A 17126-nucleotide genomic window follows, 5' to 3' on the forward strand; every position below is an offset into this window, starting at 1 on the left:
AACATGAGATTACTCAATATATCACCAGCAGAAAGTCTACTTGAGGAAATATTTATTCAAGTGATGTCCTCAAATGTTATTACTATCAATGAACGTAAACAGATTCAGAGTGTATTATCCGGTGGCGATCTGGGTGATGATGAATCTGCTATTATTAATAGGTTGGTTTATCGTATTCGCCGTGGATGGGTAAAACTTGTTGAATGAAATTTACCTACTTATGTACTCTGCTAAGTGCCATTTCAGTTATAGCGCGTAGTGCTAGGGAAGAGGGAACAGGGGACAGGGAAAAGGAGACTATTAAAGGGTTTTTCTTATAGGGAAATGCTCCGCAAACAGGATTTATAAATGTTCTAACCTTTGCTTCGACTGCTATATCAGTTATCAGCACCTCTTTTTGCCTGAAGGAGGAGACAGATAAGCTTAATTTCTTGGTCAAATCAATAATAGACTTTTTGCAGAAGTCAGGGAATAGGGAATAGGCAATAGGCAATAGGGGGTAAAAATTGTTTATTTCATGTCTTAAATTGATGTAATTAAAAATTTTGCAAGAGGTCTAATAAACAATTACAATATTCAGAGAAAATCCTGAATATACCAAGAACTATGGCATCAGCAGTTTTAATAGAAAATCTTCAAAAAAGTTATGGTTCATCTGTAGCAGTTAAGGACGTTTCCTTTAAGATAGAACCTGGAGAAATATTTGGTTTACTTGGCCCTAATGGCGCTGGCAAGACAACTACCCTACGCGCTCTATGTACCCTAATTACACCAGATGCTGGACGTTTAGAAGTATCTAATATTTCAGTGGTTGACCAACCAAGAATGGCCAGACAACGCCTGGGGTATGTTGCTCAAGAAGTGGCCTTAGACAAGGTATTAACAGGCCGAGAACTACTGCAACTCCAGGGTGCAATATATCATATCCCTGGCAAACTGGCCAAAGAAAGAATCAATAAAGTAATTAGTCTCCTAGGTATAGAAGATTGGGCGGATAAAAAAACAGGTACTTACTCTGGTGGTATCCGTAAACGTCTCGACTTAGCTGCAGGTTTGCTACATAAACCAGATGTTTTGGTTTTGGATGAACCCACAGTTGGTTTAGATATTGATAGTCGGGTAGCAGTATGGGATTTTTTGCGTCAGTTGCGAGACTCAGGTACAACAGTTTTGATTACCAGTCACTATCTTGAAGAAGTTGATGCTTTAGCAAACCGGGTAGCTATTATTGACAAAGGTGTGGTCATAGCAACTGGTACTCCTTCTGAACTTAAAGATAGGGTAGGAGGCGATCGCATTACTCTGCGGATTAGAGAATTTTCCCCTACTGAAGAAGCAGAAACAGCAAAAACATTACTTGAACCTCTACCAATAGTTCAAGAAGTGATTATTAATGCTGCTCAGGGCAATTCCTTAAATTTAGTTGTCACGCCCCAGAGTGATGCTTTAATCAGAATTCAACAATCATTACAAGCAGCAGGTTTACCGATTTTTGGTATTGCTCAAGCGCGACCAAGTTTAGATGATGTTTATTTAGCAGCAACAGGAAAAACTTTAATGGATGCAGAATTAGCTGCTGCCAATAGTCGAGACTTGAAAGCAGAGAAAAAACAGAGTATGCGGTAAGCTTATGGGAATTATGCAGGAACTTTATTTGTAGTGGATTGTCTTACCTAAAAAATAAGGCGTTGGTGATTGGAGGTATGATTTCTTGTCCGGATCAGAGCGCAAACACAAAACTTTCTCCCTCTACTATTCTTTCTTTCCTCCTGACTCCTAAATAATTAAGATTACAGCAATTTCGGAGGCGCGTGAGGTACAAAATTTTTGTAACACAAGCATCCTGCTTGTTACAGACTGGAAGTCTGAACTGCAAAGAACTGTACCCCACCATCCTCAAGCATTGCTGTAATATCATACACGCGCTTCACCAACGCCGAAAATAATTTCTCAAAATTTACGGATAAGCAATATTGACTAAGAAATAAGGTTAATAGCGTCCCAATTTAAAGGGTATCAATAAAAGGGTAGTCCGAATAAGGAGAAGGTATATCATAAATATTCGCAGTCACGGCATATTTCCTATTATAGCTTTACCGAAACAATTGAACAATTAAACAATTAAATAATTTTGGTTTAAAGTCTCCCCTTTCAAGGGGAAAAAAATAAATTTTTTCCTTCTTGGTCAATCCTCTCCCTAAAAGGGAGAGGTAATTATCCATTATCCATTATCCATTATCCATTATTGAAAGCGCTTTTCAGATTGATGAACTACATATTCATAAGCAAAACCTAATAGGGACGTTCCATGGAACGTCCCTACTGTGGTTTACTGAAATGAAAACCGCTGTAAGCTACAAGTCATATCATGTCCGCTGGTATCGTTGGTGTAAACTCAAGGGTGAATTTTACCGGAAATGTAAGTTTTTTTTCTGGCTCTTAAGTATTCCTGCCAGTTAAGTGTTCCCTCCTCCCTCCTCCCTGTTCCCTGTTCCCTGTTCCCTGTTCCCTACCTTTGCTATACAATACCGATGCTACCGGACATGATATCAAAACTATTGACGGCAAAGGATCTCAGTTTTATCAATTCCCTAACTCTGTTTTTGCAGTGCTATACTTATACTATTACTTCTTTTAGGATACTTTTTTTAGGACTGCCAAAAAAGAAAATTTGGGATTTTCTTGCTTCCTGCTGAAATGGCAGGTATTGATAACTGATATGAAACACACTATTGTAAAATCTTACGGTATATCTGCTCTCAGCATAATCTTGGGGACATTGACTGTAGCTCCTGCTAACTCCCAACCTATCACTCCTGCTAGCGACGGTACAGGAACAACGGTAAATCAAACTGGCAATCAATTTGACATTGAAGGAGGAACTAGCAGTGGGGGAAATCTTTTCCACAGCTTTGACGAATTTAATGTCAACTCTGGCCAAACTGCTAACTTCCTTACCACCCCAGATATTAGCAACATTCTTGGTAGAATTACTGGTGGAAATGCTTCGTATATTAATGGTCTGATCCAAGTCATCGGGGGTAATTCAAATCTCTTTTTAATGAACCCCGCAGGTATAATGTTTGGTCCTAATGCTAGCCTCAACATACCGGCCTCATTCAGTGTCACAACCGCCACAGGAATTGGTTTTGATAACAACAATTACTGGTTTGAGGCAATGGGTACAAATAATTATGCTAATTTGATTGGAGAACCGAGTGGTTATAAATTTAATGTATCTAACCCTGGTGCTATAGTTAATGAAGCAAATTTAACTTTAAATCCTGGAGAAAATCTCACTTTTGTAGGCGGTAAAGTCATTAATACAGGAGAACTTTCTACGGCAGGTGGTAACGTCACTATTACAGCAGTAGAAGGTGGCAGCACTCTGAAAATATCTCAACCAGGACACGTATTAAGTTTAGAAGTACCTTCAGCAATAGGGAGTGAGTCAGAAACTGCAGGTATTAGTCCTGTATCTTTACCGGAACTGTTAACAGGTGCGAGTGACATGAGCGCTACATCTATAAATGTTAATGAAAGTGGAGAAGTGGTATTGACTGCTTCAAATACAGTGGTTGAAGATGTAGCGGGAACGGCGATCGTTTCTGGAAGTGTAGATGTATCGATCCCTCTTAACGAAGCGGGGATAGGAGGCCAAATTAATGTGTTGGGCGATCGCGTAGCTCTAATTGATACTAATATTAATGCTGATGGTTTAAGTGGTGGAGGTACGGTATTAATTGGAGGCGATTCTGAAGGTACAGTTTTCAATTCTCAACAAACTTCTGTTAATAGTGGCTCAATTATTTCTGCTAATGCTATTGAAAATGGAGATGGAGGAAAGGTAACAATTTGGTCTGATGGAACTACTAATTTTGCGGGAAATATTAATGCGAAAGGAGGGCAATTTTCTGGAGATGGGGGGTTTGTTGAAGTTACGGGAAAACAAGAGTTAACATTTGATGGAAGTGTGGATGTTACTGCGGCATTTGGAGCAGATGGAACGATATTATCACAACCAGAAAGTGTGACGATAGGAGAACCAGAAAATTCTGATAGTTCAGAAACGGTAGAAAATAATACTGAGGTGGAAACTACTGAAAATTCTGAAATTGCTGATGGTTCAGAAACGACAGATTCAGAAACAGTAGAAAATAATTCTGAGGTGGAAACGACTGAAAATCCTGAAATTGCTGATGGCTCAGAAACGACAGATTCAGAAACAGTAGAAAATAATTCTGAGGTGGAAACGACTGAAAATTCTGAAATTGCTGATAGTTCAGAAACGACAGAAACAGAAGCACCAACAGATCCTTTTGCTCAAGATGAGAATGCGGATGTGACAATTTCCGCAGAAAATATTGGGCAATTATCAGGGAATGTAATTTTAGAAGCTGATAATGATATAACGGTTAATGAAAAGATAGAAACTGATTCATCTGTAGAGTTAAAAGCAGGTCGTAGTATTAATATAAATGCGGATATTGACACATCAGTTGGAAATGGAAATATTGATTTACTTGGCAATAATGATGAGATGAATGCTGCTAACCGGAGTGAAGGGGCAGCATCAATAAATCAATTGGATGGAACAACTTTAAATGCTGGTAGTGGTACTATTAATATTGAGTTAGGAAATTTAGGAGAAGTAGGGGATATAAATCTGGCAAATTTAACTACAACGGGGCAGGTTTTAGTTAATGCTAATGGTGGAAATATTGGCGGAGTTTCTGATAGTTCAATTATTAATGCAGGTAGTGTTTTCTTTCAAACAAATGGTAGTGGCGGAATCGGTTTAACTAATTCACCTTTGCAGTTAAATGTGCAGAATTTAGAAGCGGTTTCTGGTAGTGGAGGGGTATTTTTTGATGTAGGAAATGTAAATATCGGTGGTGTGAGCGAGAATGTCAATGGTATTTCTGCCACTGGAGGAGAGTTAGAAATTAAGAGCGAAGGAAATGTGACATTAACAGAAAATATTTCTGCGGACGGTGCGATTAATATAGAAGCAACTGGAGATATTTCTGCTACAGGAAGCGGAATTAGTAGTAATGGGGAAAGTGTTTCTTTGTCTGCAACTAATATTTCTATAGCAGATGAATTTGATGAGACTTCTGGGGATGCGGATATTAATTTGAGCGCGACAAATGATATTACTGTTGAGGATATAGAGGATGATGTACTGGAATTTCAAGCAGGAGCAGGAGCGATCGAATTTCGTGCAGATGCTGATGAGGATGGAGTCGGTGTCGTTACCATGTTGGATAATGAGCTGGATACTATTCAGACAAATGGACGAGATTTGACTATTGCTGGTGGTAGTATTGCTTTGGGAAATATTGATACTTCTTCCTATTCAGATGTAGAGCGATCGGGTGATGGGGGTAATATTACGCTTTCTGCTCAGAGTGGCGATCTGACTACAAAATCTCTTGATTCCTCATCTTTTGAAGGAGATGGGGGTAATATAGAGATCGAGGCAACCGGGGATATTAATACGGTAGAGATTATTGCTGATACTGGTGAATTTGTTGCTAATGAGGATGGGTTGATTTCAGAATCGAGAGGAGGTAGTGGCAATGCTGGTAATATTAGCATAGAAAGCAAAGAAGGTTCAATTAATACGACAGATGCAATTTCTGCTCGTTCAGTTTCCGGGGATGGAGGAAATATTGATATAATTGCTGAGAGCGATATTACTACAGAAGGGATAAATTCCTATTCCCATTCAGATGAAAGCAACTCAGGAAATGGTGGTGTTATATCATTGTCCGCAGGAGACAATATCAAGACAGGATGGATCTATTCTCATTCCTATTCAGAGTTAGGCGACTCAGGGAATGGAGGCGATATATCTTTGTTAGCAGGAGGCGATATTACTGCAAAATTGGCCTATTCTGATTCCTTTTCAGAGTTAGGCGACTCAGGGAATGGAGGCGACATATCTTTCTCCGCTGGAGGTGATATCCCTGCTATAAATTCCTTAAATTCCTTTTCCTATTCCCAGGATGGTAGCTCAGGGGATGGCGGAACCATATCTTTGTCTGCGGAAGGTGATATTACTATTACAGAAGTAGGTTCGGTAGTAGCGCCAGAAGGATCGTTCGATTCCTTTTCCTATTCAGAGAAGGAGAACTCAGGAAATGGAGGAGCGATTTCTATAAATGCAGATACAATAAAATTTATCCCTTTAGAAAACGACGTCACAAAAAAATTAGCAATCAGAACACCCTCAGTAGGAACAAACGACTCTGGAGTAGGTGGAGAAGTTAATATTACCACCAACAACTTCAGCAATTTACAAATAGTCACACTATCTTCCCACTCCAATTCAGGGGAGGTAAGAATAGAAGGTAAACCACAAGGAAACCTTGAATTAAATGATTCATCCATTATAACCAGTAAACAAATAACTATAGAAGGACGAATCCTTGATAGATCGATACAAATAAATTTAGATGGTACACCAGGAGAATCAGGCAATGTATTTATCGACAACCAAGGTGACATCAACCTCAAGAACGTCAGCATCGAAAGCGATACCAAAAGTGATAAACCTGCCGGAAACGTTACCATTACAAGTCAAGGTACAATCTCTCTAGACAACAGTAACATCCTCAGCACTAGCAATGCTCAAGGAAACGCAGGTGATATCACCATCCAAACCCCCCAAGATATTCAACTTACTAACAATAGCAAATTGCAAGCAGACACTCAAGGCAGTGGAAAAGCAGGAACTATTACAGTTGAAGGTAGAACCCTAAACCTCAATCAAAGTACCAGCCTAACTACGGAAAGCAGTGGTGCAGGGGCACCAGGCCAAATAGAAATCCAGGTAAACACCATAGACATCGGGGAAGATGCTAAAATAAGTGCTACAATTACTGCTGACTCAACAAACACAGAAGGAGGAGGCAATATCAAAATATTCGCTAACACCCTCAATATTTCAGGCACTTTAGGAATATTTGCAGAAACAGCAGGAGTGGCAGATGCAGGTTCCCTTATTCTTGAACCTTACAACGGTAGTCCTCAATTAGATATTAATTTCACTAACAATGGCTTTATCTCTGCCTCAACTACATCCACAGGTAACGGAGGTAACATATCGATCGCTGCTCCAGAAAATATAAATATTGCAGGTGAGGGAGAAATTAGAGTCACGACAAATAACACAGGCAATGCAGGCATCATTGATATTGAGACAAAAAATCTCACAACATCTGACGGTATATCTATCACAGCATCTACTACGGGAGATGGAGATGCTGGAGCGATCGCTATTAATACCAATACTTTTAACCTACGAACAGGAACAAGTCTGACTACTGAAACCAACAGTGCTGGAAAAGCAGGAGATATCAGTATCAACTCCGAAACAGTAACTATAGGAGAAGGAGCAGAAATTAGTGCTACAGCTAAAGCAGGATCTACTAACACTGAGGCAGGTGGAAATATTAGCATTAATACCAACATCCTTAATATTGCAGGAGACTTAGGAATATTCGCCGAAACCCAAGGCAACTCCCCCGCAGGAACTCTGACACTGCAACCTTACAACGATACTCCAGACTTAGATATTAACTTCAGCAACCAAGGTTTTATCTCTGCCCGCACTACATCTATAGGCAATGGCGGAAATATTTATATTAGCGCTCCAGAATCTATAGATATTGCTGGAAAGGGCAAAATTACAGCAGAAACTATAGGAAGTGGCAACGCAGGAGATGTAAATATTAACACGGGTTCTCTCACAGTTACTAATGGTACACAAATATCTGCTAGCAGCAAAGGAACAGGGAACGCGGGTAGCGTCAATATTACAGCACAGGATAGTGTAGTGTTTGATGGACTCTCCACAGATGGCACTCAGCGCAGTGGAGCATTGAGTGTAATAGCACCAGGAGGGCAAGGAGAAGCAGGAAATGTAACTATTGAAACTGGTTCTCTGACAATTAGTAATGGTGCATTCATATCTTCCGATCTTCTTGGCAAAGGGAAGGGAGGAAGTGTCAATATTACGGCAGAGGATATAACGGTTGATGGCGTATCAAATGATTTACCCAGTGAAGTATCTAGCACATTGAGAAAAGGAGCAGAAGGAGAAGCAGGGAATATAACTATTAACACAGGTTCCTTGACAGTTACTAATGGTGGGGAAATATCTGCTAGCACTCAAGGAAAAGGGAATGCGGGTAGCGTTAATATTACAGCACAGGATAGTGTAGTGTTTGATGGGGTATCTTTAGATGGCACTCATAACAGTGGAGCATTTAGTGCAGTAGGATTAACAGGGGAAGGAGAAGGAGGGAATGTAACTATTGAAACTGGTTCTCTGACAGTTACTAATGGTGCTAAAATATCTGCCGATATTTTTGGCAAAGGGAAGGGAGGAAATATCAATATTACGGCAGAGGATATAGTGCTTGATGGGGTATCAAATGATTTATCCAGTGCAGTATCTAGCACATTGAGAACAGGAGCAGAAGGAGAGGCAGGGAATGTAAGTATTGAAACTGGTTTTCTGACAGTTACTAATGGCGCTAAAATATCTACCAGTACGGAAGGAAAAGGGCAAGCAGGGACTATAAATATTACAGCACAGGATAGTGTAGTGTTTGATGGGGTATCTTTAGATGGCACTCATCAAAGTGGAGCATTTAGTGTAGTAGCAGCAACAGGGGAAGGGGAAGCAGGAGGCGTGGATATTAACACTGGTTCTCTGACAGTTAGTAATGGTGCATTAATATCTGCTGACATTTTTGGTAAAGGAAAAGTAGGAAGTGTCAATATTACGGCAGAGGATATAGTGCTTAATGGGGGAACAAGTGATTTCCCTACTACAGTATCTAGCACATTGAGAAAAGGAGCAGAAGGAGAGGCAGGGAATGTAACTATTGAAACTGGTTTTCTGACAGTTACTAATGGCGCTAAAATATCTACCAGTACGGAAGGAAAAGGGAATGCAGGGACTATAAATATTACAGCAGATCATATAGTGTTTGATGGAATATCGAATAATGGTTTATCCAGTTCAGTATTTAGTCTAGTTACACCTGAAGCAGTGGGAAATGCTGGCGATATCAAGATTACGGCAGGTTCTCTGGAAGTAACTAATGATGCTGTGATAGATGCTAGTACCAGGGGAAATGGAGACGGAGGCAGTATTACAATTGAAGCAACAGAAAGATTTAACCTAGAGAATGATGGTAGACTAGCAGTAGAAAGTAGGAGTAGTGGAAAAGCAGGAAATATAGAGATCGACTCTCCTGAAGTTAATGTCGGTACAAATTCTCTAATTAGTGCTACAGTTAAATCCTCAGCTACCAATACGGAAAAAGGAGGTAACATAGCGATCGAAACCAACAACCTTAATATTTCAAGTTCAAGCATCTTCGCCGAAACCCAAGTTGAAGCTCCCGCAGGTACTATTACTTTTAAACCTTATAACAATAACTCAGGTATCAACATCAACTTCAGCAATGGAAGCACTATCTCAGCTCGCAGCACAGGAACAGGAACAGGAGGTAATATCAATATTACTGCTCCAGAAACTATAGGTTTCGCAGGAGATGGGAAATTTTCTGCTGAAACTTCAGGTACAGGTGATGCTGGAATTGTCGAAATTCAAACCCAAAACTTGACAATAATTGATGAGGTAAAAATCTCAGCATCTTCAAAAGGAGAGGGAAATGGAGGTTCTATTGAAATTAACACCAATATCTCTACATTAGATGCTGAAACAGCTCTCGAAACAGAAGCTCACAGTGCGGGAAAAGCTGGAAATATAGAAATAAATAGCCAAGAACTGACTCTGAATGGAAATTCTCAAATTAGTGCCACAGCAATAGAAGGAAGCACTAATACAGAAGCAGGAGGAGGTAACATCTCCATCACTGCTAACACCATTAATATCTCAAGTCCTGTAGGAATACTTGCTGAAACCGACGGTGAAACTCCTGCAGGTACTATTACTTTTAATCCTTACAACAACAACTCAGATATCAATATCAATTTCAGCAACTCAGGCAATATTTCTGCCCGCAGCACATCAACAGGAGCAGGAGGCAACATCAATATTACTGCTCCACAAACTGTAGACATAAGTGGTGATGGAAAAATTTCTGTAGAAACGACAGGAGCAGGTAACGCCGGAACTATCGAAATTCAGGCAACTAACCTCACAACAACTGACGGAATAGATATAACTGCCTCCACTACAGGAGCAGGCAACGCAGGCAATATCAATATCATAACTAATAATTTCAACCTAGAAGCAGGAACAAGTTTAACGACTGAAACTAATAGTAGCGGCAGTGCGGGAGACATTACTATTAATTCCGAAATACTTACTATAGGGGAAGGAGCAAAAATTAGTGCCACTGCTAAAGAAAACGCTACCAACACAGACACAGCAGGAAACATTACTATTAACAGCAACCAACTGAACATCTCTGGAGAATTAGGAATATTTGCTGAAACTCAAGGTGAAGCACCTGCGGGGACTCTGACACTCCAACCATATAGCAGAGTAGGGGAGCAACTAGGAGAATTTGATCCTAACCTGAATATTAATTTCACTAACTCAGGTTTTATCTCAGCTCGCACTACATCTACAGGTAATGGCGGAAATATTAATATTAGCGCTCCCCAAAATATAGATATAACTGGAGAGGGCAAAATTTCAGTTGAAACCACAAGCACAGGTAACGCAGGTGAAATTGACATTGATGCAGCTAACCTAAGAATAGCAGACAAAATAGATATAACTGCCTCCACTACAGGAGCAGGAAAGGCAGGCAGTATTACCATAGAAGCTAATCAAGTTAATATTCAAAACGACTCCCAAATATTAGGTTTCACAGAAGGAGCAGGAGCAGGAGGCAATATTACAATAGAAGCTACTGAAACACTTAACCTAGAAAACAATAGCAAACTTTCAGTAGAAACTAACAGTGCGGGAATTTCAGGAAATATAGAAATTAATTCCCCTCAAATTAACATTAACGAAAATGCACAAATAAGTGCTACAGCGAAGGTAAATGCTACTAACACAGAAGTAGGTGGAAATATTACCATTAACAGCAACGAACTCAACATCTCCAGTCCACTAGGAATATTGGCAGAAACTCAGGGAGCAGCACCCGCAGGTACTGTGACGATCGCCCCCGATAGAAAAGATGGCGAGACAGAAACAACTAACCCCAACCTGAAAATCAACTTCAGCAACAACGGTTTCATCTCAGCTCGCTCCACAGGTTCTGGAGATGGAGGCAACATTAAGATTACTGCTCCAGAAACTGTAGAGATAAGTGGAGATGGCAAAATTTCTGTAGAAACTACAGGAGCAGGCAACGCCGGAACGATCGAAATTGAAACTCCCAACCTGACAACAACTGATGGAATAGATATAACTGCCTCCACTACAGGAGCAGGCAACGCAGGCAATATCAATATTATCACCAATAACTTTAATCTAGAAGCAGGAACAAGTTTAACGACAGAAACTAATAGTAGCGGCAGTGCGGGAGACATTACAATTAATTCCGAAACACTTACGATCGGGGAAGGAGCCAAAATTAGTGCTACAGCACTCTTAAATGCCACTAACACCGAAACAGCAGGAAACATCACTATTAACAGTAACCAACTGAACATCTCTGGAGAATTAGGAATATTTGCTGAAACTCAAGGAGAAGCACCCGCAGGTACTCTCAACCTGAATACCTACAACGACAACCCAGAACTCAAGATCGACTTCAGTAATTCAGGTTTCATATCTGCCCGCACTACATCCAGTGGCAACGGAGGCAACATCAATTTATTTGCCCCAGAAAGCATAAACATTACAGGAGACGGCAAAATTACAGTAGAAACCCAAGGCACAGGCAACGCAGGCATCATTAACATTAATACCCAAAATCTCACAGTAGCTGAAGGCATCACCATATCAGCAGCTACCGCCAACAGTGGAGAGGGAGGTAGCATCAACATTAACTCCAGGGAAACATTCCAACTAGAGGGTCAAGTATTAACAGAAACCACAAGTACAGGAACTGGAGGCGATATCGTCGTTAAGACTGGTTCCCTCGCAGCAGAAAACGGTACTATTTCAGCCAGAAGTACCGAAACTGCTACCGGAGATGCAGGATCAATAGAAATAACTGCCCAACAAAATATCACTACAGGTATCATCACCTCCTCAGCTCAAAATACAACAGCAGCAACCGATGGAGGGAACATTGCAATTGCTAGCGAAGGTGGAGAAATTAACGCGACCAAACCCATCCAGTCATTCTCCGAGCAAGGCAACGCTGGAGATGTCACCCTCAACGCTCAAACAAATGTTACCAGCAATATCATTAGTTCCCACGGCCAACAACAAGGTGGTCAGATTAGCATCACTGCCGAAACCGGAAATATAGACACAAGCAATGGTTTCCTAGCTAACTATTCTGGGGGAGGCGATGGAGGTAATGTTACTATAGAAGCAACCCAAGGAAATGTTACTACCAGTAACATCTACTCGTTTGCCGATGGTAAAGGTGGTCAAATTCAAGTGAAAGCTGGGGGAGAAATTAATCTCGCTGAAAACAGCAATATTATCTCCGCCTCCGAACCTGCAACTAATAGTGAAACTGATAACCCAGGTACAGGAGGCGACATAATATTAGAAGCAGGTAGTAACATCAACACCACAACAGCTCAAATATATTCGGGTGCAAACGTGGGTGACACAGGTAGAGTAGAGATTAATGCGGGTAGCGCAATAGAAGTCGGAAATATTGAGCTAGCATCAGGTTTCGTTAGAGACAGAGTAACAATCAACGAGAACTTCACCCTGATTCCGTTACCAGAAGGAGAAGCAACCCAAGGTTTTGCTGGAAATATTAGCATCAAAAGTAACAACGGCACAGTAGACACTACTGCTGGAACAATTAATTCTCGCTCTCCTGATGGATCTGGCAATATCAGTATTGAAGGGATGGGAGACATAACTACTGGTAAATTAGAAGCAAGTGCCTTGAATACAGAAACACCGACTACAGGGGGAGATATTAGCATCACTAGCGAACAGGGCAAAATTACTGCTACCCAAGTCATAGAAACATTTTCAAAACAAGGAACAGCAGGAAGTGTAGAGATTAAAGCAGCAGATCACGTTGAAGTAAATCTCATACGTTCTGAGGGGACTCAACAAGGAGGAAATATTACCATAGAGAGTCGTAGTGAAAACAGTATAGATGCTCAAGAGCAATTAAATACTTTTTCTACAGAAGGAATAGCAGGAAACGTTACCCTCACATCCCCAGGAGATATAACTATCAACGGCATTCGTTCGGAAGGGATGGAACAGGGAGGTAATATTACAGTACAAAGTGGAATAGGTTCTATAGATGCTACTGGAGAAAATATAGACTCTTACTCAGAGGAAGGAATAGGAGGCGATGTACAACTTAACGCCTCAGAAAGCATTAATCTAGGCAACGTATCATCCTATGGTATGACAGAAAGTGGTGACTTAATTATTCAGAGTCAGCAAGCAGAAGTCAACACAGGCAATGTAACAACAGAAGCTCCAGATGGAAGTAGTGGCAGTATTGTTATTAACGGTGCGCAAGTAGGTACGGGAGATTTAAGTTCCATCGGTACAACAAGTGCTGGAGAAATTAACGTTGAAGCGACAGATGGTTCCATCAATACTTATGATGTTGAAATAGAGTCTGAGGGTACAATAGGCAGTTTGACGTTACGAGCAACAGAAGATATTGATACGGGAGATATTACCCAGGAATCGGGAGAGGGAGATGCGAATACAGATATATCTTCAGGAGGAGAGCAAGGTATAGGAGATATTACTCAAACTGCTGAGGGAGATGTAACTAATAATCAAACTGCTGAGGGTGACATTACCACGGGAGATATTACTCAAACTGCCGGTGATGATGCTATTAATAATCAAAATACTAGCGTTAATATCAATACTGACAATGCTACGGATATCCAAACAGAAACAGGAAATATAACTACCGGAGATATTACTCAAACTGCTGATGATGATGCTATTAATAATCAAAATACTAGCGTTAATATCAATACTGATAATGCTACTAATATACAAGTTAGCACAGGAAATATAGTTACAGAAAATATTACTCAAACTGCCGGGGATGATGCTATTAATAATCAAAATACAGGAGTTAATGCTACTATTAATAACACAGTTAATGTCGAAACCAACACAGAGGATGTAGTCAACAATAATAACATTAATATTCAAGTAAACACAGGCAATATTGCTAACAATACTATTACTCAAACTGCCGGGAATGATGCTATTAATACTCAAAATACTGGAGCTAATGCTACTATTAATAACACAGTTAATATCCAAACTAATACAGGAGATGTAGTCAATAATAACAATATTGGTCTTCAAGTAAACACAGGTAATATTACTAACGAAACTATTACTCAAACTGCCGGGAATGATGCTATTAATAATCAAAATACAGGAGTTAATGCTACCATCAATAACACAGCTAATATCCAAACCGACACAGGAAATGTAGCTAACAATAATATTACTAATATTCAAGCAAATACAGGTAATATTACTAACGAAACTATTACTCAAACTGCCGGGGATGATGCTATTAATACTCAAAATACTGGAGCTAATGCTACTATTAATAACACAGCTAATATCCAAGCTAATACAGGAGATGTAGTCAACAATAATATTACTAATATTCAAGCAAATACAGGTAATATTACTAACGAAACTATTACTCAAACTGCTGGCAATGATACTATTAATAATCAAAATGCAGGAGTTAATGCTACCATTAATAACACAGCTAATATCCAAACCGACACAGGAAATGTAGCCAACAATAATATTACTAATATTCAAGCAAATACAGGAAATATAGTTACAGAAAATATTAATCAAACTGCTGGCAATGATGCTATTAATAATCAAAATGCAGGAGTTAATGCTACTATTAATAACACAGCTAATATCCAAACCGACACAGGAAATGTAGCCAACAATAATATTACTAATATTCAAGCAAATACAGGGAATATAGTTACAGGAAATATTAATCAAACTGCTGGCAATGATACTATTAATAATCAAAATACAGCCGTTAACAATACTAACAATGACAGTATTAATATTCAGACTAACGGTGGTCAAATTACTACTAATGACAATACCAATATTTCAGTTATAGGTGGAGAAATTACCACAGAAAACATTACTCAAACTGCCGGAAATGATGCAACTAATATTCAAGTAACATTTGGAGATATAACTACAGAAAATATCACTCAAAACGGGGGAAATAATACCACAAATATTCAAACCGCTGGTGGTCAGCAAAATATTGGGAATGTGACTCAAAATGCGGGAAATAATACCACAAATATTCAAACCGCTGGTGGTCAGCAAAATTTAGGAGAAATTAATCAAAACTTTGGCAATGAATCAATCAATATTCAGAGTCAAGAAATTAATCAAAATATAAGCCAAGTCAATCTTAATGATACAACTCCCAGTAACAACAACCAAACAAAAAATACTGGCACAGCTCAAGAAAAAACAGAAGAATTTATCAACAATGCTACTGATACTCAACAAATATTCAAGATAATTGATACTGTTAATACCAGTACCCTAAAAATAGCTACAGGATCAACTCAAGTAGTAACCATATTAGAACAAAACCGTACTAACGAATATTCAGATTACTTTGGAATAAATTTGAACGAACAATCAGCTAGTACAAAAAACGTCCGAGATATCTTAACCGATATGGCAAATAAAACCGGAAAAGAATCTGCAGTTATTTATATTAATTCTTATCCAGAACAATTACAAATAATCTTATACACTAAATCCGGTGAACCAATTATTAAAAGCATTCCCGAAGCTAATCGCAAAGAACTAATGAACGCAGTATTAAGGTTCCGCGCACAAATTACAAATCCCGCTCGTCGTTTTACTGATACTTATCTACCACCAGCACAACAATTATATGATTGGTTGATCGCACCCATATCAGCAGAACTAGAAGCAGCTAAAATTGATACCCTACTCTTTAGCATGGATGAAGGTTTACGCGCTCTACCTGTAGCAGCATTACACGATGGAGAACAATTTCTCATCGAAAAATATAGTCTCAGTTTAATTCCTAGTGTTAGCTTAATGGATACTAATTATCGCCCACTCCAAGATACTAGAGTATTAGCAATGGGAAGCTCTCTCTTCAAGGAATTAAACCCCTTACCAGCAGTCCCGATAGAATTAGAAACTATTTCCCAAAAGTTATGGGAAGGCACTGCATTCATTAATGAAGAATTTACCCGCAATAACCTTTTAAGTGAACGAGAAAATTATCCTTATCCTATTATTCACCTAGCTACTCATGCAGAATTTAAACCAGGAAAAGCAAATAATTCTTATATTCAGTTATGGGGTTCAGAGCAACTTCAGTTAGACCAAATTAGAGAGTTAGGTTGGAATGAACCAGCAGTAGAATTGTTAGTATTGTCAGCTTGTCGAACTGCAGTAGGAGACAAAAATGCCGAATTAGGATTTGCCGGATTAGCAGTAGCAGCAGGAGTCAAGTCAGCTTTAGCAAGTGTTTGGTATGTGAGTGATGAAGGTACATTAGGGTTAATGACAGAATTTTATACTCATTTGAATAATGCCAAGATTAAAGCAGAAGCACTACGACAGGCGCAGTTAGCAATGTTGCGAGGAGAGGTGGTAATTGCAGATGGGGAATTAAGGGGAAGTGGAGCGCGTGGAGCAGTAGCATTGTCGCAGGCGTTAGGGAAGCTTGACAATCAAAATTTATCTCATCCTTATTATTGGTCTGGGTTTACTATGGTTGGTAGTCCTTGGTAAGAGAAGATGGGGTGATGGGGGGATGGGGGGATGGGGTGATATAGAATCCGGGTAATTAGTTATCGTATTACTGAGGAGTAATGAGTAATGAGTAATGAGTAATGAGTAAGGAGTAAGGAGTAATATCAAATCCGGTTGAATACAAGAGTGTATTGTTGGGGGAGATGGTCCGATTGTCCGATTTAATAATGAACATATACTA

3 protein-coding genes are annotated in these 17126 nt (G+C 39.5%); all 3 read left to right on the plus strand.

Going from position 1 to position 17126, the window contains the following annotated elements; genetic code table 11:
- Positions 1 to 3 precede the first annotated feature (3 nt).
- The 3 genes from F6K40_RS08685 to F6K40_RS08695 all read left to right on the plus strand — a co-directional run bounded on the left by F6K40_RS08685 (position 4) and on the right by F6K40_RS08695 (position 16924).
- Positions 4 to 207, plus strand: a complete 204-nt coding sequence (locus tag F6K40_RS08685) for a hypothetical protein (RefSeq protein WP_293134213.1) — start codon at positions 4 to 6, stop codon at positions 205 to 207.
- Between the two features lie 399 nt (positions 208 to 606).
- Complete coding sequence (locus F6K40_RS08690; protein WP_293134216.1) at positions 607 to 1626, plus strand: ABC transporter ATP-binding protein; 1020 nt, start codon at positions 607 to 609, stop codon at positions 1624 to 1626.
- 1093 nt (positions 1627 to 2719) lie between these two features.
- Positions 2720 to 16924: a CHAT domain-containing protein gene (locus F6K40_RS08695; protein ID WP_293134219.1), complete on the plus strand. Its 14205-nt coding sequence runs from the start codon at positions 2720 to 2722 to the stop codon at positions 16922 to 16924.
- Positions 16925 to 17126: the final 202 nt, after the last annotated feature.

Source organism: Okeania sp. SIO3I5, from assembly GCF_010672085.1.
Lineage (GTDB): Bacteria > Cyanobacteriota > Cyanobacteriia > Cyanobacteriales > Microcoleaceae > Trichodesmium.

What these genes read in the sequence shown, in the direction of transcription:
- F6K40_RS08690 (WP_293134216.1), top strand. Translation starts at nt 607, where the DNA reads ATGGCATCAGCAGTTTTAATAGAAAATCTTCAAAAAAGTTATGGTTCA.
- F6K40_RS08695 (WP_293134219.1), top strand. Translation starts at nt 2,720, where the DNA reads ATGAAACACACTATTGTAAAATCTTACGGTATATCTGCTCTCAGCATA.
- F6K40_RS08685 (WP_293134213.1), top strand. Translation starts at nt 4, where the DNA reads ATGAGATTACTCAATATATCACCAGCAGAAAGTCTACTTGAGGAAATA.